Genomic DNA, 17,604 nt, shown 5'->3' on the forward strand with positions numbered 1-17,604 from the left:
CTCTCCTATGTCTTGGTGAGCCGACATTAGCACATCAGGCGCGCAACCGTTCGTTGGCAGGGTCCCAAAGTGGTTGGTCTTCCTGAACCACGGCGCGGCATTTCTGGCCATAGATTTCCACCTCAAGCTCGGTCCCGGGCACCGCAAGTTCAGAGCGAACCATACCCAAGGCAATCGAAGCATTCACTCGATAGCCCCAGGCCCCTGATGTGGTTTCCCCTACGATCTGACCGTCGTGCCAGATGCAGGACATATACGGTGCATCTGCGTCGTCCGCTTCCACGATCAGGGTCACGAAGCTTTTACTTACCCCTTGCTGTTTTTCATTCTGGATTGCAGCCTTGCCAACGAAGTCCTGTGGCTTGTCGAGTTTCACGAACCGTTCAAGACCTCCCTCGAGCAACGAGTAGTCGGTGGACAGATCACCTTTCCACGCCCTGTACCCTTTTTCGACGCGCAGCGAGTTCAGAGCGTACATGCCAAACGGTTTGGCTCCCGCACCAAGGATAGCCTCATAAATGGCGGGCTGGTTCTCATTGAGGCAATGCACCTCCCATCCCAATTCGCCAGCAAAGGAAACACGAACCAGACGGCAGGGTTGCCCGGCCAAAACTGCATCCTGATGCGTCAGCCAACCCATGGACAGATCCGCTTTGGCCCCAATTTGCTCCAGTAGGTCCCGAGCTTTCGGGCCGCTCACGATCATGGTTCCCCAGTCACGAGTATGGTCGGTCAGACTGACTCCCGCAGGCAAGTTGCCTTTCAGCAACTCGAAATCATGCCATTGGGCTGCACCCGCGGTGATCATGGTGAAGTGGTCCTCGGAATGGCGCATACAGGACATTTCCGTCAAAATGCGGCCCCGGCTATCCGAGAAATAGACTAGGTTCATCCGGCCGACTTTCGGAAGGCCACCTGTGATCAAGCCCCGCAGGTAGTCCGCCGCACCTGTGCCTTCGAGATTGAAGCGGGAAAACCCCGGAAGATCGAGTACCCCGACAGAGTCGCGCACGGCCTCGCATTCTTCCTTGATGCGTTGCGCCCACGGGCCGGAGCGTCCCCAAGTGCGGGTTGATTCAAGTGAGATATCGTCACCCGGCTGCGCAAACCAATTGGCGCGTTCCCATCCGTTGAACGCCCCCATCACACCACCAAGGTCTTTCACCCTTGCATGAACCGGGCTGAGTTTCTTGTCACGCCCAGCGGGCCATTCGTGATACGGGAAATGCATGGCGTATTCGTTGCCATAGACTTCCAGGCCCTTCTGGTTGCAGTAGTTCTGATCAGTATAGTCCGTGTAACGACGTGGGTCGACGGCCCACATGTCCCATTCGGTGTGACCATCGACGATCCATTCGGCCAATACCTTACCAGCACCGCCACCTTGAGCGATGCCAAAGGTGAACACGCAGGCCTCGAAGGCGTTTTTGACTCCCGGCATCGGGCCAATCAGCGGCAGGCCATCCGGCGCATATGGAATGGGGCCATTAATCACACGGGATACACCTGCCGTGCCAAGCGCCGGAACACGTTCCATTGCATCGGTTACGATATCCTCGATCCGGTCAAGGTCGTCATTCCATAGCTGAAACGAGAAGTCTTCGGGCATCGGGTCGTCCTCAGACATCCAGTGCCCCTTGCAATTGGGTTCATATGGACCGAGGTTGAAACCGTTCTTTTCCTGCCTCAGGTAGTAGGAGATATCCACGTCGCGCAACAACGGCAGCTTTTTCCCAGACTCCTTTGTATAGGCCTCGATCTCAGGAATCTCTTCACTTAGCAGGTACTGGTGGCTCATCACCATCATGGGCACAGTGCGCCCGCCATAGGGTTTGAACCACTCGCCCACTCGCTGGGCATAGTAACCAGCGGCGTTCACCACATAATCACAAGCGATGTCGCCTTTTTCAGTGTGCACCATCCATGAGCCATCATTGTTCTGCGTAACGCCAGTGGCCGGGGTGAAACGCAAAATTCTTGCACCCATGTCGCGCGCGCCCTTGGCCAGCGCCTGCGTCAGCTGAGCGGGATCGATGTCACCGTCATGCGGATCATAGAGCGAGCCTACAATGTCATGGGTTTCGAGGAAAGGATACCGCGCCTTGGTTTCTTCCGGGCTGAGGATCTCGATATCCATACCCTGATACCGACCCATGGCAGCGGCGCGCTGGAACTCCTGCATCCGCTCCTTGCTGTGCGCCAACCGGATAGACCCAGTTACATGGTAGTTCATCGGATAATCGACTTCTTCACCCAAGCGCGAATACAGCTCTGTCGAGTAGCGTTGCATATTCATGATCGCCCAGGAGGTCGAAAACGTCGGTACGTTCCCGGCGGCATGCCATGTAGACCCGGCGGTCAACTCGTTTTTTTCGAGCAGAACGCAGTCAGTCCAACCTTTCTTGGCCAGATGGTAGAGCGAGGAGGTCCCCACAACACCGCCACCTATGATGACCACGCGGGCTTTCGTCGGAAAATCACTCATAGTTCTAAGTCCCTGTCATTGCGCCTGTTGAGGCAAGTCGTCCGTGATGTCGTAATAATCCCCTTTATCGGCCACAAAGATGTGCCGCGCGAGGACAAGCCCGGTGGGCGCGTCCAGCGCACCCATCGAGATCGAAATCGTGTCCTCGTCATTGTGCTGCCAGAAGAGGAACGTACCACATTTACTGCAGAACCCGCGTTTTGCGGTATCCGATGCGCGGAACCAGCCGAGTGCGCGGGAAGTGCTGAACGTCAAGTTATCTTGATGCGTCGAGGTCGATGCCCAGACATGCCCTGACTGCTTGCGGCACTGACTGCAATGGCAAACCGAAGGCGGGGAAAGCTCTCCGTCGATGTTGAAGGAAACCGAGCCGCACAAGCAGGAGCCAGTATGCATTGCGTTATCCTCTAGCTGCAGGCGCGGCACTGGTCCCCAGCAACACACCATAGATGATGAAACAGGTGGCCATGATCCGGCGCACCCAGACGTTAAAGACGGCACCAATGGCGGCCTTGCCCATCAGAGCGCCCAACAGGGTAAAGCCGGTATAGCTGAGGGTGGTTATCGCCAGAGCAGTGGGTACGATGACCACCATTTGCTGCCAGATCGGTACATCCGGTTGAACGAACTGCGAAAAAGCCGCCAGGTATCCCGCTACGCTTTTTGGGTTGATCGTGGCAATTGCCAGCGCATGTATATAGACGTGGCGAGCCGGGCGTTCGTCTGCGCGAACGGGCGTTTTGGCAGTCATCCAGCCCCGCACCCCTAGCCATATCAGAAAACCGGCTCCGATCAGTTTGGCGACAAAAAAACCGGTCGGAGATGCCGCGATAAGCGCGGTCACTCCAAGCGCCGACAGGATCAGAAAAGCACTGGCCTGAGTCAGGATTGCAAGCACACCAAGCATTGCCTTTACGAAAGGCAGACTCATTCCGTTTGAGATGCAATTGACCGCATTCGGCCCCGGTGTGGTGACAAAGACCACCCAGAACAGTGCAAATACCGTCCAAGCATCGAAACTCATCAATACACCGGTGGGGCGATGACCCAGACGGCCACGGCGGGTTCGTCATAGGGATTGGCCCATTGATAGGGTTCATGTTTGATCCGGAAGCTGTCGCCGGGACCAACGGTAAAGGCGCGGTTACCGATAATCAGATCCAGCCGACCCGAAACCATGTATCCGACCTCCTGCGTTGGCCGGTTGGCTGGGGTCTGCATCCGCGAACGGGGCCGGAAGGTCGAATGCACCATTTCAAAGTCATCTGTCAGATCAGGAGAAAGCAGTTCTTCGATCAGCCCTTCCTCACCAGAACCCATCGGGCGGCGCGACCCGGCGCGGACGACATATCCCTGCTCGTCTTTAAGTGCCGCGGAATGGGCGAAAAGCATCGACATCGGCACGCCTAGACATGCCGCAATCTGGCGCAGGTCCGAGATCGAAGGTTCGGACTTGTCGCGCTCTACCTGGCTGAGCCAACCAACCGAACGGTTAAGACGCCTCGCGATCTCGGTCAGCGTCAAGCCACGCGCCTTGCGCAAGGCGCGGATATCGGCCCCGAGTGTGGCGCTGTGACGGGCTTGCGTGTTCAAAAAACCGCTCCGAATCTCGTGAAATTTCTACTCACTTTTTCACGATGCCGCAGGTTCGTGAAATTTCCAAGAGATTTTTCATTTGATGGCCGGAACCCGATTGGCTATGTCCGCCTAATGTGGATTGCAGTGATGTATCTATGGGCCGTCAACCTGTTGACCTTACTGGCCTTCGGCTGGGACAAATTGCGCGCAGGCCGTCGCAAGCGGCGTATTTCCGAGCGCACTCTGTTATGGCTGGCGGTGATCGGTGGTAGCCCTGGGGCGGTTTTGGGAAGATGGGTTTTCCGCCACAAGAGCCGCAAACGTAGGTTCACAGTTTGGCTGATTGCGATCGTTGCCGCACAGGTGGTGGGATATGTCTGGTTAACCGAAGGTAAGCCGCCTTTTTTTCCCTGACACTGGTTGGCAGCGTGACTTACGAACGAGAAAAAACCCGAGACAGGATCGATGACAGGGCCTCGGCATCTTTTGTCGTAAACGCATCTGGCTGATCACTGTCGATATCAAAAACCGCGATTACTTCACCGCTTCCGTTGCGCACCGGCAAAACCAACTCGGACCGGGTCGAAGATGCGCATGCAATATGTCCGGGGAAGGCATCTACATCGGGAACTATAAGCACTTCTCCAGTCCGCGCTGCGGCACCGCAAACGCCACGATCGAAAGGAATGGCAAGACAGCCATGGCCGCCCTGATAAGGGCCAATCTTGAGCAGTTTAGGTTCCGTAACACGATAAAATCCCGTCCAATCGAAGCGGTCGTCGGCATGATGCACCTCACAGGCGACGGTGGCCATCAGCGCCACTTCATCGGTTTCACCTTCGGTGAGGGCGGCGATGGTTTTTGCAAGAGAGGCGTAGTCGGCGTTCATGATTGTTTTCTTTCAACAATGCCGGGGGCGTTGCCCCCGGAATATTTGGAAAAAGATGAATGGTCAAATGCGCTCAACGGCGATGGCCGTGCCTTCACCACCACCAATGCATATAGCTGCCACCCCGCGTTTGAGGTTTCGTTTCTCCAACGCGTTCAGAAGCGTCACGATTATGCGTGCTCCCGAGGCCCCAATCGGGTGCCCCAAGGCGCAGGCGCCGCCGTTTACGTTTATGATTTCACGCGGCAAGCCCATTTCTCTCATGAAGGCCATGGGAACGACGGCAAAAGCCTCGTTGACTTCCCACAGATCAACATCGTCCTTGTTCCAGCCGATGCGATCGAGAAGCTTCTTCGCAGCCGGTACGGGTGCGGTGGTGAAAAGACCCGGCGCCTGAGCATGGCTTGCATGCCCAACAATACGGGCCCGCACGGCCAAGCCTTGAGCCTCGGCCGCCTCGGCAGAAGCCAGAACCAGTGCGGCAGCCCCATCAGAGATGGACGATGAATTCGCAGCCGTCACAGTACCGTCCGAGCGGAAGGCCGGTTTCAGAGAGGGTATCTTGTCCGGACGCGCGGATTTTGGCTGTTCGTCGGCGTCGCAAATCACTTCTCCTTTGCGCGTTTTCACATTCACGGCGGTGATTTCGCCATGGAATGCCCCGTTATCCTGGGCCTTTAGCGCGTTGGAGAGGGATTGAAGCGCATATTCGTCCTGCGCCTCACGGGTGAACTGATAGGTTTCAGCGCAATCCTCGGCGAAAGTTCCCATCAGGCGGCCCTTGTCATAGGCATCCTCGAGGCCATCAAGGAACATGTGATCCACAACCTGTCCGTGGCCAATCCGGGCACCACCACGCATCTTGGGCAGAAGATATGGTGCATTGGTCATGCTTTCCATCCCACCCGCGATCATCGTATCGGCGTGCCCCAGCGCGATCTGGTCAAAAGCCATCATGGCCGCCTTCATACCCGACCCGCACATCTTGTTGAGCGTTGTCGCGGGCACCTCTTCACCCAGACCGCCAGCAAAGCCTGCTTGCCGTGCCGGGGCCTGCCCTTGCCCAGCGGGCAAAACGCAACCCATCAGAACCTCGTCCACTGTACATACACCCGCACCTTGCAGCGCGGCGCGGATCGCTGCCCCCCCAAGATCGGCGGCGGAAACCCCGCCAAACATACCCTGAAACCCGCCCATAGGTGTCCGTGCAGCCCCAGCAATGACAACAGCCTTCATTTTAAATATTCCTCCTGATCCAGGGACTTGAATACCGAATGGTAAGATTTGACGTCTAGCGTATTTCTACGCAAGGATTACGCTTTTTAGGGGGCAGGTATGGGGCTAACCAGCACTGCGGCGGGAAACGTTCAGGTGATCACCGTGCACGCGGATCGTATTGATGCGGCGATGGCGATCCAGTTCAAAGAAGATATGCGCAACGAGACGGAAAGTGGCGCAGAGTATGTGATCCTTGATCTGACTGCCGTCGAATTTATAGATTCCAGCGGATTGGGTGCCATTGTGGCCTCAATGAAGCAACTTGGGGGCGAACGCCGTCTGGATCTGGTCGGACTGTCGCCGATGGTAGAAAAGGTCTTTCGTTTGACGCGCATGGATACGGTTTTTGTCCTTTTCCCCAACCTGGACAGCGCCCTGGCAGAAGCAGCGGTATCCCGATAGCCGGAGGCAAACGTTTTGAAGCGCGCGTCCGACAGAAATTTTTTTGAGCTGGCGTTTCTAGCCACCGAGACCGAGGCCAGCGCCGGAATATCAGCGCTAGCTGCCCATTTTCGGTCCCTTGGGCTTTCCGAAGAGCATGCAGGCGAGGTGCGAATTGCCCTGACCGAAGCAATCAACAATGTAGTGGAACACGCATATGCTGGCGTCGAGCCGGCTCAGGTTCGAATAAACTGTCGTCAAACACAGGATCGCCTGGATATCCTTGTTTCCGATACCGGGAATCCGTTGCCCGGCGGCAAAGTCCCCTTGGGAGAGCCCGCAGATGTAGATACCTGCCTGCAGGAACTACCCGAGGGTGGGTTTGGCTGGTTTCTGATTCGCCAAATTGCCAACGATATCAAGTACGAGCGCAAACAAGGGTATAACCGCTTGTCCTTACGCTTTGATATGCCCCAAAACTTCCACCCTTCGCCATAATAAAGTCAAGGTCACAACATTGTCCCGCCGCAAACTTGGACGAACCTGATCATGTAGCTCAAGATAGCTTCCCTCGGCGCCATGCGTCACAGCCCCCACCAGTGAGCGGCGCCGAGGAACACCCCCCTAAAAACTGTTATTGGACTTTCTGCCAACACAGCCTAACTTCCGCACGTTCGACAGGAAGAGGCGAAAAATGCGTGATTTTCACCAGCCGGGGCGATCCGAAGTTCTGGCAACTGAAGGGATGTGTGCAACGTCTCATCCACTCGCAACGCAAGCCGCATTGGACATTCTCAAAATTGGCGGCAATGCGATGGACGCTGCAATAGCGGGAGCGACTCTTTTAGGCATCTGTGAACCGCAAATGACGGGGATCGGCGGTGATTGCTTTGTCTTGTTCAACCGTTCGGGCAACTCAGTTGTTCATGCCCTGAACGGATCCGGCAGATCAGCAAATGCATCCAGCGCTCAAGAGCTGCGCAATTGCGGCTATAGTTCAATGCCTTTGTACAGCCCTCATGCTGTGACTGTACCCGGTGCTGTCGACGCGTTCTGCCACCTTTCGGAAACCGAAGGTCGCTTGGGCCTGGACAGGCTGCTACAGCCGGCAATCCACTATGCCGAGGCAGGAGTTCCCGTCGCACCCAGAGTCGCGTTCGATTGGGGTTTGGGATCCGGAAACTTGCAAGGCGCTGGTCGGCACTTTTATTTGGTCGGCGGAAAAAGCCCAGTAATAGGTCAGTTGTTTCGCGCTCCCCAACAGGCCGAAGTCTTGCGCCGAATCGCGCGTGGCGGGAGAGAGGCCTTTTATAGCGGCGAAATTGCCGAAGACATGGTCTCCTCGCTCAACGCTTTGGGTGGAGTACACACGCTTGAAGATTTCGCCAACACTCGCTGCACCCAAACAACTTCCGTAAGCACCATCTATAAAGACGTCGAACTAGTTGAACACCCACCAAACGGCCAAGGGGCGACGGCACTTTTGCTGCTAAACATCCTCAGCCATTTCGATCTGGCATCGATGAACCCGTTGGGTTGCGAACGCGTGCATATCGAAGCCGAAGCAACAAAACTCGCCTATGACGCACGCAACCGCTTCATTGCCGATCCGGATAGCACTGAGCGGCTGGAACATATGCTTGCCCCGGAAACCGCCTCAAAACTTGCGAGCCTGATCAACGCCACTAAAGTATTACCACCGGTGAAGTCTCTGACCGAGGCGATTCACAAGGATACGGTGTATATCACGGTCGTGGATCGTGACCGCATGGCTGTGTCGCTGATTTATTCGATTTATCACAGTTTCGGATCTGGCATTGCGTCAGACAAATTTGGCATATTGCTGCAAAACAGAGGTGCTGGCTTCAATCTGACCGCCGGCCATCCGAACGAGTTAGGCGGCGGTAAACGCCCGATGCACACCATCATCCCCGGAATGCTGCGCGAGAATGGTCGGGTAACAATGCCATTCGGCGTCATGGGCGGCGCCTATCAGCCAACGGGTCATGCCCGGTTCGTTACAAACCTCACCGATGCCGGCATGGGTTTGCAGGAGGCCATTGCAGCGCCTCGGGCATTTGCCGACAGCTGTGTTCTAAAAATCGAACGTGGATATCCGAATGAAGTGAAACAACAGTTGACCGATCTAGGGCACAAGATCGAGACGCCCGAAGCACCGCTCGGGGGTGCTCAGGCCATTCGAATTCGAGATGATGGTGTCCTGGAAGGCGCCAGCGATCCGCGAAAAGACGGTTGCGCACTGGGATACTGATGCCAAAAAACGCTGCTGGACTTTCAATTTAGTTGGAAATGAAGCGGGTAAGCCCCGTCCCGAAATGGGCCAAACATATCCGGGATATCCGGGTGATCGACAGGTTCCCCGGACCAGTCTTCGATCAGGTTCTGTTCGGAAACATAAGCAACGTAATAAGACTGATCGTTCTCGGCGAGAAGATGATAGAATGGTTGCTCTTTCGCCGGTCGGCTGTCCTCGGGAATCGCTTGATACCATTCTTCAGTGTTAGAAAATTCTGGATCAACGTCAAAAACCACCCCTCGGAAAGGGTGCTTTTTATGACGAACCACTTGTCCAAGGTGGTATTTTGCGTGTGTTTTCAACATTACTTGGCCCCCAAAGTCATTTTTACCCTTAACGCATCGCAAAAGTCCAATACTTGCTCAGAAATCGCAGGAAACAGTCTGTGAACTCTGACTTTACAGTTATCCCCACAGGTTGTTGCCACGTCAATTTTTCCTTTGCGCCATCAACTGTTGTACTCATTCCACAACTGAGGTGGAGATACACCAAATTGCACTGTTGAAGGACCCTTCATAACCGAATGTGATTTCATCGCGTCGCGAGTTGCGCTATCATCTGAAAAAAAGGCAAGAGGCAGATGAGCAGATCTCTTTGCGCACTATTGGCGGTGCTGATGCTAGCGTCGTGCAGCGGTGGGTCCAAGACTCCTCCGCGCAATCTCAATGACGCTTGCAGCATTGCAAGAGAGCGCCCCGACTATATCAAAGCTTTCAAATCGACCGAACGCAAATGGGGTGTCCCGGTCCATGTTCAGATGGCAACCATCTATCAGGAAAGCCGTTATCGCGCTGACGCCCGCACGCCGCACAAGTTCGTTCTGGGCGTGATCCCGATGGGGCGGCAGAGCAGTGCTTATGGCTTTAGCCAAGCTTTGGACGGAACGTGGGAACAGTACCAGAAGGAAACCGGAAAACGGCGTGCAAAGCGGAACCGTATTCGAGACGCGTCCGATTTCATGGGTTGGTACATGAACAAAAGCTGGGAAAAGAACGGCATCCACCCCAGTGATACGCGAAACCAGTATCTGGCCTATCACGAAGGCCATGCCGGTTACGCACGCGGAAGCCACAATGGCAAATCCTGGTTGTTACGCGTCGCCGACGACGTTGATTCCCGTGCCGACCTGTACCGTCAGCAATTGACAGGTTGCCGATACTAGCCCTTGATGCAGCGCGCTTCAGCGATTGCCCGAGACGCGCGGTTCTCCGTCGATGAATAGGTTCTGGTTCAGGCTGTTTCCCGTTGTCAGCGGCCCCAGGATCACGGTCGTTCGTGCTCCGCCACTGTCATGCACGACCCATTTGCGCAGCTCCACCGGATCGCTCGTGAACATCAGTTCAATCTTGCCGTAATCCGGATTTTCCGGATCCTGCGCTGTAACAACGGTCGCGGTGCCGTCGAATTCATGTCCTACGACCATGTTGGCTCGACCAAGATCCACGGTCGGGGCCAGAACGATGGACAGTGGCGTTCGCCTGAGCGGGTACTGCTCGGGCGGTTGGTTGGATTTGGGATCGTGGATGATCACCGATCCGCCTTTGGCCAACACCACTGCTCGTTCGGGCGGGTCGTATTCGAACCGCATCCGACCCGGACGCTGCAACCACAACTTTCCAGTGCTTAGGGAAGCATCATCATTGACTTGGGTGAATGTGGTTTCAACAGTTTTCAAGCTGTTGAGGTAGTTCGAAATGTCTGCAAGCGGCAGTTTGTCTGCGGCCCAGGCCACTGGGGCCAGTAAGGAAAATGCAAGGGCATAAGCGATCTGTTTCATAGTGATCAGATAAGTGTTCTGCCCTCGCTTTGGAATGCCCTATTGTTCTGGCACCAGAATTTCGCGCTTGCCGACATGGTTGGCCGGCGAAACTATGCCTTCGTCCTCCATCTGCTCGACCAGCCGAGCAGCCTTGTTATAGCCGATAGCAAGCTTTCGCTGGATGTAGGAGGTCGAACATTTGCGATCCTTGATCACGATCGCAACGGCTGTGTCGTAGAGCGCATCTTCACCATCGGTGTTGCCGCCGGTATTCAGACCCAGAACCGCGTCGATGTTGTCTGCCTTTTCCTCGTCCGGGCCTTCAACCACACCACCCACATAATCGGCTGGGCCAAATGCTTTCAGGTGGTTGACGACCTCTTCGACCTCTTCATCCGACACGAACGGTCCATGGCAACGAGTTATCTTGGCCCCACCAGCCATATAGAGCATATCGCCCTGCCCCAACAGTTGCTCGGCGCCCATTTCGCCTAGAATGGTACGGCTGTCGACCTTTGAGGTTACCTGAAACGAAATCCGAGTGGGGAAGTTGGCCTTGATTGTGCCGGTGATGACGTCGACAGACGGGCGCTGCGTCGCCATAATCAGGTGAATACCCGAGGCGCGCGCCATTTGCGCCAGACGTTGGATGCAAGCCTCGATTTCCTTGCCTGCGACCATCATCAGGTCGGCCATCTCGTCGACGATGACAACTATATATGGCATGGCCTTGGGTTCGAACTGTTCTGTCTCGAAAATCGGCTCGCCGGTTTCCTCGTCAAATCCAGTTTGGACAGTACGGCTGAACATCTCACCTTTGGACAGCGCGTCCTTCACCCGACCATTATAGCCCGCGATGTTGCGCACGCCCATCTTGGACATCTTGCGATACCGATCTTCCATCTCGCCCACGACCCATTTCAAGGCAACGACCGCTTTTTTCGGATCGGTCACAACAGGACTTAGCAGATGCGGAATGCCGTCATAAACCGAAAGCTCCAGCATCTTGGGGTCGATCATGATCAGGCGGCATTCGTCTGGCGTCAGCTTGTAGAGCAGCGACAGGATCATGGTGTTGATCGCCACCGACTTACCCGACCCCGTGGTCCCGGCAATCAGCAGGTGGGGCATCTTGGCGAGGTTGGCCACAACCGAACCGCCACCGATGTCTTTGCCCAGCGCCAACGGCAAAGCATGATTTCCGTCTCCAAAATCCCGGCTGGCCAGGATTTCCCTCAACACCACCATTTCGCGATTGTCGTTAGGTAATTCGATCCCGATGACCGAGCGGCCCGGCACGGTCGAGACCCGCGCTGAAAGCGCCGACATCGAGCGTGCGATGTCGTCGGCCAAGCCGATGACGCGGCTGGCCTTGAGGCCCGGCGCCGGTTCCAGCTCGTACATGGTGACGACGGGACCGGGGCGGACGCTTACGATCTCGCCCTTAACCCCATAATCGTCGAGCACGTTTTCCAGCATCCGCGCGTTTTCCTCAAGCGCTTCGTCGCTGAGGTGATGGCGCTGGATGTTTGCTGGGTTGGACAGCAGGTTGAGCGGCGGCAGCTCAAAATCAGCAGCGTTGTCTTCAAAGGACAGCGCCGGTTGCGCCTCGGCCTGCGCCCGACGCGAAGGTTGTGGCACGCGGCGGACGGGTTGTGCCACGACGGGTTTGCGTGGCTCTGCAATCGGGATCGGCATACGAGGAGTAGAGGGTGAAACTTCCGACTCTTCGTCGATCATCGGTTCATCGGCAAAATCGTCATAGGTTTCGACCACATGCTCGTGACCGGCTTGATCCCAACCCGGCTCAAAAGCATTCAGCGCTGGTTCCATCGGCAATGTTACACCTGCAGTCAGCGGCGGCTCGGGTGGCAGTTCGCCACCCCGGTTCACATTCAGGATCAGTGGATCCGGCCCACGCCCACGCCCTTTGGTCAGCGGCCTGTTTGGATCTGGTTCAGGCTCCATCGAACCGGTGGCAACCTGCCGGTTCCGCACAGCCGCGGCAATCTTGGATCGAATACGGTCGTCCCCGGGCATCTCGTCATAACCCTGTACCGGTACGGCTTCGACCAGTTCAGGTTCTGGCATTGGGTCGGGGCGACGGATCAGGCCCGGCATGCGTGCCAGCAGTCCAGATTTCGGAGTGCGTTCCGCCTGAGGGGGATGGGCATAGCCTTCTTCAAAAAACTCTTCCGAAAATGCTGTGTCGTCATCAATTGAATGGTTGATCACAGCGCGCGCTGCAGCGCGTCCATCAGCCCATTGCGCCCGACGGTCCCGTGCCGCCCGCGCCGTCGCCTGTGCCCCGCGCCCTATGAGTGCCATCAGCATGTCGTAAGTCATCACCAGGCCCAGCAGAAACGCCCGGAAACCGCGTCTTACGTCGGCCATAGTGAAACCGAGAACAAACACACCCAGCGTCAACATGCCTGCGGCCATCGCAAGCGACATCATCTTGACCATGAAGTGCGACGAGATGGGTAACAGCGTCAGCAGCGCACCCATCACGGTATCCCCGAACAGCCCGCCAAGGCCAAAGCTGTGCGTTGTGCGCCATGCATCACCCGGAACAAGTGTCGCAGCATAGACGGATACGATCGCAATCCAGATCGGAGCAAAGATCAGGCGTGCGATGGCCCGGTCTTCGCCCGAATGAACTGCAAACCGAACGCCCCAGCCCGTCAGCACCAGAGCGACGCCCCAGCTGCCCCAACCCACAATCATGAACAACGGTGCTGCGATGGATGCACCCGCTCGTCCCATCCAGTTCTGAACCGGCGCGTCTGTCGATACCATCCAGTTCGGGTCGTCCGGTGTATAGGAAACTATCATCGCAGCGGCAGCCAACCCCAGCAGGATCAATACGATCCCGATCAGTTCCTTGCCACGCCTTTCGATTGCCGCCTGCATCTTGCTGTCCAGCAACGGATCGCGACTGCGCGTGTTGTATGATGCCATGCTACCCTCGTACCTCACGAATAGATGCAGTCGCGGAGTGTGATCAGCCCCTGCTGCAACTCTGTTTTTGGGGCCACCATCGCGACCCTGATATATCCCTCACCCGGGTTTTGCCCCGACTTACCTTGGGCGAGATAAGCACCCGGCAGCACCCGGACACCCGTCTCCCTCCAAAGCTTCAGCGCTACCTGTTCACCATTGTCCACAGGAAGCCATAAAAAGAACCCGGCCTCGGGAGGCATATAGCCCTGCACACCCTCAAAAACCTCGTCGGCGATGCGATACTTCTCTTGATAAAGCCCCCGGTTTTCCAAAACGTGCACCTCGTCGGCCCAAACTCGCGCCGCCGCCGCCTGCAAGGGAGATGGTAAGGGTGCGCCCGAATAAGCCCGCAACTGCTTGACTTTCTTGATCGTCTCCGGCCCACCGGCGATCAACCCCGAACGCAATCCGGCAAGGTTCGACCGCTTCGACAACGAGTTGAAGAGCGTGATCCTCTCGGGGTCTGCTCCCAACTCCTGCGCGACCGTCAGAACGCCGGTAGGAGCATCGTCGCGGTAAATTTCGGAATAACATTCGTCGGCAAAAATGCGGAAATCGAAATGTTCAGCCAGCCGGATCAGCTCGGCCCAATAGTCACGCGACGCAACCGCTCCCTGTGGGTTGGCAGGCGAGCAGATATAGGCAATAGTGGTTCGGTTCAGCACCTCCTCGGGCAGACTGGCATAGTCCGGCAGATGCCCCGTGGCAAAGGTTGCCGGAACAAACCACGGCTCGGCCCCAACCGAGATCGAGGCGACCATGTAAACCTGATAAAACGGGTTTGGACACAAGACTACAGGTCGCTGGCCGTTTTTCTGCTCTGGACACAGCGCCATGGCAGTATTGTACAACCCCTCACGCGTTCCATTCAGCGCCATCACGTTGGTGTCGGGGTTCATCGAAACACCGTAGCGACGTCCGATCCAATCGGTGATCGCAGCCCTCAGTTCCGGTGTCCCGTCGTTATCTGGGTATCCCTGAAACCCGGCGGCGTTTTCCACAATCACATCCGTAACCCATTGAGGAAACGTATGTTTTGGCTCTCCTATTGTCATATGCACAATATCGCCACCCGGCTCGTGATGATCGAGCAGGGCACGCAGGCGTGGGAATGCATATGCCGGTAGGTTCGAAAACCGCTCGGGGAAATCCATCATTACTGCCTCAATATCGGGATCGTTGATCGCCCCGTTTGACATCAAGTTACATACGCCCCCCCAATACGTCCAGCTAAAGCGATGTCAAAACAGGTAATTGTGGCATTCAGGTCAAAGCTGATTCAGCCGCCGCTCCAAGTCGCAACAACATCTCTTCGGAATTCGGGTGCCCCAACAACATCAGACCACAACCCGGTGTTCCGGTTGGCAAAGTCAGTGCAGAAAGCCCCATCAAGTTGCCAATGCGCGTATTGCGCAGCGCCAACAGGTTTTCCGTCACGTAGTAGTCATGGTCATTCATCAACCGTTCCAGATTTGGCGGCGTGATCGGGGCCGTTGGCGCCAACACCGCATCAAATCCTGAGGTCGCGGCATCCCAGGCGGCCCGACAGTTTTCCAGCTTGGACCAAGCCGCAACATAATCTGGACCCGAGAAGTTTTTTCCTTGCCTAAAACGGTCCAGTATTTCAGGGAACATAACCTCGGGATTGGTTTCAATCACATCGCGCCAAAGGCCATAGGCCTCGGCGGTGTAGAGCGCGCCGGACAGTGGCATGGCTTCCTGCAATTCCGGCACCTCCAGAGGCACGACTTGCGCCCCAGCCTCCGCCAACCGGCGCAAAGACTCTTCGTAGGCCGCGCGCGGCGCTTCCCGCAGGTTATCCAGCGCCACGGTTTGCAGGCTTGCAAACCTGCGTCCTTTCAAAATTGCCCCCCGCAGATCGGCGGGCGATCCGTTTTCAAGTAGAGCCAGCATCTGCGCCGCATCCTCGACAGATCGTGCCAGCGGGCCAATCGTGTCGAATTTCAGACACAGTGGTACAACGCCTTCCAGGCTCAGCCGACCCGCCGTGGTTTTCAAGCCGACCAAATCGTTCCAGGCCGCCGGTATTCGCACCGATCCGCCTGTATCGGAACCGATCCCACAAGCCGCGAGGCCCCAGGCAACCGATGCCGCCGCACCCGATGAAGACCCACCAGGAACCGCCGTCTCGTCATGGATGCACGGTGGCGTACTCGTGATCGGGTTCAATCCTAGTCCAGAAAAGGCCAACTCGCTCATATGCGTCTTGCCCAAACAGACCGTGCCCATCGCGGTTGCGTTCCGCATCACCACCGCATCGGTCTCCGGCACCCGATTTTTCAGCAGCGCCGACCCGGCCTCGGTCGCCGTGCCCGCCGAATCGAACAGATCTTTCCAACTGATGGGCACTCCATCCAGCAAAGACCGGCGCAAACCGAATTTGGCGCGATTCCTGGCTTCCTTTGCTTCAGCTCGGGCGCGGTTATGGGTCACCCGGGCATAAATTCGATTGCTATGAGGATGTGCATCAATGGCGGACAGGTAAACCTCTGTCAGTTCGACAGGATCAATAGAGCCGCCGTCGATTCCCCTTCCCAAATCACTTGCTGTCATTGTCAGCCAATCTTGCATCGCACCCTCCCAATATCTTTCGGCGACGGTAGCGACAGGACAACCCATGGACAATCCCGTTCGCGCGCGCATATTGCAGGCCATGAAAGATGTTTCCGATATCCTGATCGTCGGCGGCGGCCTGAATGGCCCCGCTTTGGCTTTGGCGCTGGCGCAAACCGGACACTCGGTCTCTCTGGTAGATGCACTGGCCGAGGATATCAGGCAAGATGCGGCCTTTGACGGGCGTGCCTATGCGCTCGCTTTGGCCTCGCAGCGGTTGCTCCGGATCATCGGTGTTTGGGATCGAGTGGCGCAGCAAGCCCAACCAATGTTGGAAATCAAAGTCACCGATGGCCATGCCGGGGCCGGCCCTTCGCCTTTCTTCATGCATTTCGATCATGCCGAGATCGAGGAAGGCCCGATGGGTTATATGGTCGAAGACCGCTATCTACGGCGGGCTTTTCTCCAAGCCGTCGCCGAAGAGGGCCGGATCACTCAGATCAGCGGAAGTGTCGTCACGTCTCAGGAAACCGACCCTGATGGCGCCACCGTAACATTGGATGATGGCACCGAATTGCGCGGCAAACTGCTGGTGGGTTGCGACGGGCGTCGTAGTGGAACTGCACAGCGCGCAGGCATCAAGCGAACCGGCTGGAATTATGGGCAGACGGCGCTTGTCTGCGCCATCTCTCATGAGCTGCCGCATCACGGCGTCGCGCATCAGTTCTTCATGCCACCAGGGCCTCTGGCCATTTTGCCGTTGAGCGGAAACCGAAGCTCCATTGTCTGGAGCGAGCGCTCCGAGACGGCGAAACGGATCAACGCGATGTCCAAATCAGACTATCTGCAGGTTCTGCGCCCCAGGTTCGGTGATTTCTTGGGTGAGATCAGCCTCGAAGGCGACCGGTTCACCTACCCCCTGAACCTGACCATCGCAAATTCATTCATTAGCGAGCGCTTGGCGCTTGTGGGAGACGCCGCGCATGGAATGCATCCGATCGCGGGTCAGGGCCTCAATGCGGGTCTGCGCGATGTGGCTGCCTTGGCCGAAGTTCTGACACTGGCGGCACGACGCGGAGAAGACATCAGCGCCACACTGGTACTGGAGCGATATCAAGAATGGCGCAGGTTCGACACTGCGACGCTCGCGCTGGCTACGGATACTTTCAATCGGTTGTTTTCCAACGATAATCCGATCCTGCGCTTAGGGCGGGACATTGGCATGGGCATTGTAGGGTCATTGCCCGGATTGCGCCGTGGCTTTGTTCGCGAAGCCGCCGGATTAACCGGAGACTTGCCGAAACTTTTGCAGGGCCAGCCGATCTAGGCTCACTGTCCTG

17 protein-coding genes are annotated in these 17,604 nt (G+C 56.7%); 6 read left to right on the forward strand and 11 right to left on the reverse strand.

Features of this window, described 5'->3' with window-relative positions:
• Positions 1–34 precede the first annotated feature (34 nt).
• From ACR0LZ_RS13395 to ACR0LZ_RS13410, 4 genes are read right to left on the reverse strand one after another with little or no spacing between them, the layout of a single operon-like run.
• On the reverse strand, positions 35–2,485 hold the full coding sequence (locus ACR0LZ_RS13395) for a GcvT family protein (RefSeq protein ID WP_480750313.1): 2,451 nt from the start codon (positions 2,483–2,485) through the stop codon (positions 35–37).
• A 15-nt stretch (positions 2,486–2,500) separates the two neighbouring features.
• Positions 2,501–2,881, reverse strand: coding sequence for a GFA family protein (locus ACR0LZ_RS13400; RefSeq protein ID WP_480750314.1), 381 nt, complete (start codon positions 2,879–2,881; stop codon positions 2,501–2,503).
• Positions 2,882–2,885: 4 nt separating this feature from the next.
• Positions 2,886–3,509, reverse strand: coding sequence for a LysE family translocator (locus ACR0LZ_RS13405; RefSeq protein WP_480750315.1), 624 nt, complete (start codon positions 3,507–3,509; stop codon positions 2,886–2,888).
• Positions 3,509–4,078, reverse strand: a complete 570-nt coding sequence (locus ACR0LZ_RS13410) for a helix-turn-helix domain-containing protein (RefSeq protein WP_480750317.1) — start codon at positions 4,076–4,078, stop codon at positions 3,509–3,511. Before ACR0LZ_RS13410 ends, ACR0LZ_RS13405 begins: the two co-directional genes overlap by 1 nt.
• Between ACR0LZ_RS13410 and ACR0LZ_RS13415 the strand changes: the two genes are divergently transcribed.
• The gene (locus ACR0LZ_RS13415; protein ID WP_480750318.1) at positions 4,067–4,477 is read left to right on the forward strand and encodes a DUF1294 domain-containing protein; all 411 of its coding nucleotides are present in this window, start codon (positions 4,067–4,069) and stop codon (positions 4,475–4,477) included. The genes ACR0LZ_RS13410 and ACR0LZ_RS13415 overlap by 12 nt on opposite strands.
• Positions 4,478–4,496: 19 nt before the next feature.
• Here the strand turns inward: ACR0LZ_RS13415 and ACR0LZ_RS13420 are convergent, their stop codons facing one another.
• Both ACR0LZ_RS13420 and ACR0LZ_RS13425 read right to left on the reverse strand, forming a co-directional pair.
• The gene (locus ACR0LZ_RS13420) at positions 4,497–4,952 is read right to left on the reverse strand and encodes a GAF domain-containing protein (RefSeq protein ID WP_480750320.1); all 456 of its coding nucleotides are present in this window, start codon (positions 4,950–4,952) and stop codon (positions 4,497–4,499) included.
• Positions 4,953–5,015: 63 nt separating this feature from the next.
• The gene (locus tag ACR0LZ_RS13425) at positions 5,016–6,188 is read right to left on the reverse strand and encodes a thiolase family protein (protein ID WP_480750322.1); all 1,173 of its coding nucleotides are present in this window, start codon (positions 6,186–6,188) and stop codon (positions 5,016–5,018) included.
• A 99-nt stretch (positions 6,189–6,287) separates the two neighbouring features.
• Here ACR0LZ_RS13425 and ACR0LZ_RS13430 point away from each other — a divergent pair, with 99 nt between their 5' ends.
• The 3 genes from ACR0LZ_RS13430 to ACR0LZ_RS13440 all read left to right on the forward strand — a co-directional run bounded on the left by ACR0LZ_RS13430 (position 6,288) and on the right by ACR0LZ_RS13440 (position 8,883).
• Positions 6,288–6,632: an STAS domain-containing protein gene (locus ACR0LZ_RS13430; RefSeq protein ID WP_480750324.1), complete on the forward strand. Its 345-nt coding sequence runs from the start codon at positions 6,288–6,290 to the stop codon at positions 6,630–6,632.
• A 15-nt stretch (positions 6,633–6,647) separates the two neighbouring features.
• Positions 6,648–7,109, forward strand: a complete 462-nt coding sequence (locus ACR0LZ_RS13435) for an ATP-binding protein (RefSeq protein ID WP_480750325.1) — start codon at positions 6,648–6,650, stop codon at positions 7,107–7,109.
• 196 nt (positions 7,110–7,305) lie between these two features.
• Positions 7,306–8,883, forward strand: a complete 1,578-nt coding sequence (locus ACR0LZ_RS13440) for a gamma-glutamyltransferase family protein (RefSeq protein WP_480750326.1) — start codon at positions 7,306–7,308, stop codon at positions 8,881–8,883.
• 23 nt (positions 8,884–8,906) lie between these two features.
• Here ACR0LZ_RS13440 and hspQ read toward each other — a convergent pair whose 3' ends face one another.
• Positions 8,907–9,233 (reverse strand): heat shock protein HspQ, encoded by a 327-nt coding sequence (gene hspQ, locus ACR0LZ_RS13445; protein WP_480750327.1) that lies wholly within the window; start codon positions 9,231–9,233, stop codon positions 8,907–8,909.
• Positions 9,234–9,508: 275 nt separating this feature from the next.
• Between hspQ and ACR0LZ_RS13450 the strand changes: the two genes are divergently transcribed.
• A complete protein-coding gene (locus ACR0LZ_RS13450) occupies positions 9,509–10,090 on the forward strand; it encodes a transglycosylase SLT domain-containing protein (protein ID WP_480750329.1) in 582 nt (193 codons plus the stop codon).
• Positions 10,091–10,108: 18 nt separating this feature from the next.
• On the opposite strand, the gene ACR0LZ_RS13455 is transcribed toward ACR0LZ_RS13450, so the two are convergent.
• The 4 genes from ACR0LZ_RS13455 to ACR0LZ_RS13470 form a co-directional block, all read right to left on the reverse strand.
• Positions 10,109–10,705: a LolA family protein gene (locus tag ACR0LZ_RS13455; protein WP_480750331.1), complete on the reverse strand. Its 597-nt coding sequence runs from the start codon at positions 10,703–10,705 to the stop codon at positions 10,109–10,111.
• A 39-nt stretch (positions 10,706–10,744) separates the two neighbouring features.
• Complete coding sequence (locus ACR0LZ_RS13460; RefSeq protein WP_480750332.1) at positions 10,745–13,648, reverse strand: DNA translocase FtsK; 2,904 nt, start codon at positions 13,646–13,648, stop codon at positions 10,745–10,747.
• A 14-nt stretch (positions 13,649–13,662) separates the two neighbouring features.
• Complete coding sequence (locus ACR0LZ_RS13465) at positions 13,663–14,844, reverse strand: aminotransferase class I/II-fold pyridoxal phosphate-dependent enzyme (RefSeq protein WP_480750440.1); 1,182 nt, start codon at positions 14,842–14,844, stop codon at positions 13,663–13,665.
• 109 nt (positions 14,845–14,953) lie between these two features.
• Positions 14,954–16,282, reverse strand: a complete 1,329-nt coding sequence (locus ACR0LZ_RS13470) for an amidase (RefSeq protein WP_480750333.1) — start codon at positions 16,280–16,282, stop codon at positions 14,954–14,956.
• Between the two features lie 82 nt (positions 16,283–16,364).
• Between ACR0LZ_RS13470 and ACR0LZ_RS13475 the strand changes: the two genes are divergently transcribed.
• The gene (locus ACR0LZ_RS13475) at positions 16,365–17,591 is read left to right on the forward strand and encodes an FAD-dependent monooxygenase (protein ID WP_480750441.1); all 1,227 of its coding nucleotides are present in this window, start codon (positions 16,365–16,367) and stop codon (positions 17,589–17,591) included.
• The last annotated feature ends 13 nt before the right edge of the window (positions 17,592–17,604 follow it).

The sequence above is a fragment of the Ruegeria sp. CI1 genome (assembly GCF_056536925.1).

Coding starts and splice junctions, on each gene's coding strand:
- ACR0LZ_RS13405 (WP_480750315.1), bottom strand. CDS start 3,509: ATGAGTTTCGATGCTTGGACGGTATTTGCACTGTTCTGGGTGGTCTTT.
- ACR0LZ_RS13395 (WP_480750313.1), bottom strand. CDS start 2,485: ATGAGTGATTTTCCGACGAAAGCCCGCGTGGTCATCATAGGTGGCGGT.
- ACR0LZ_RS13430 (WP_480750324.1), top strand. CDS start 6,288: ATGGGGCTAACCAGCACTGCGGCGGGAAACGTTCAGGTGATCACCGTG.
- ACR0LZ_RS13425 (WP_480750322.1), bottom strand. CDS start 6,188: ATGAAGGCTGTTGTCATTGCTGGGGCTGCACGGACACCTATGGGCGGG.
- ACR0LZ_RS13440 (WP_480750326.1), top strand. CDS start 7,306: ATGCGTGATTTTCACCAGCCGGGGCGATCCGAAGTTCTGGCAACTGAA.
- ACR0LZ_RS13400 (WP_480750314.1), bottom strand. CDS start 2,881: ATGCATACTGGCTCCTGCTTGTGCGGCTCGGTTTCCTTCAACATCGAC.
- hspQ (WP_480750327.1), bottom strand. CDS start 9,233: ATGTTGAAAACACACGCAAAATACCACCTTGGACAAGTGGTTCGTCAT.
- ACR0LZ_RS13475 (WP_480750441.1), top strand. CDS start 16,365: ATGAAAGATGTTTCCGATATCCTGATCGTCGGCGGCGGCCTGAATGGC.
- ACR0LZ_RS13455 (WP_480750331.1), bottom strand. CDS start 10,705: ATGAAACAGATCGCTTATGCCCTTGCATTTTCCTTACTGGCCCCAGTG.
- ACR0LZ_RS13460 (WP_480750332.1), bottom strand. CDS start 13,648: ATGGCATCATACAACACGCGCAGTCGCGATCCGTTGCTGGACAGCAAG.
- ACR0LZ_RS13470 (WP_480750333.1), bottom strand. CDS start 16,282: ATGCAAGATTGGCTGACAATGACAGCAAGTGATTTGGGAAGGGGAATC.
- ACR0LZ_RS13420 (WP_480750320.1), bottom strand. CDS start 4,952: ATGAACGCCGACTACGCCTCTCTTGCAAAAACCATCGCCGCCCTCACC.
- ACR0LZ_RS13450 (WP_480750329.1), top strand. CDS start 9,509: ATGAGCAGATCTCTTTGCGCACTATTGGCGGTGCTGATGCTAGCGTCG.
- ACR0LZ_RS13465 (WP_480750440.1), bottom strand. CDS start 14,844: ATGGATTTCCCCGAGCGGTTTTCGAACCTACCGGCATATGCATTCCCA.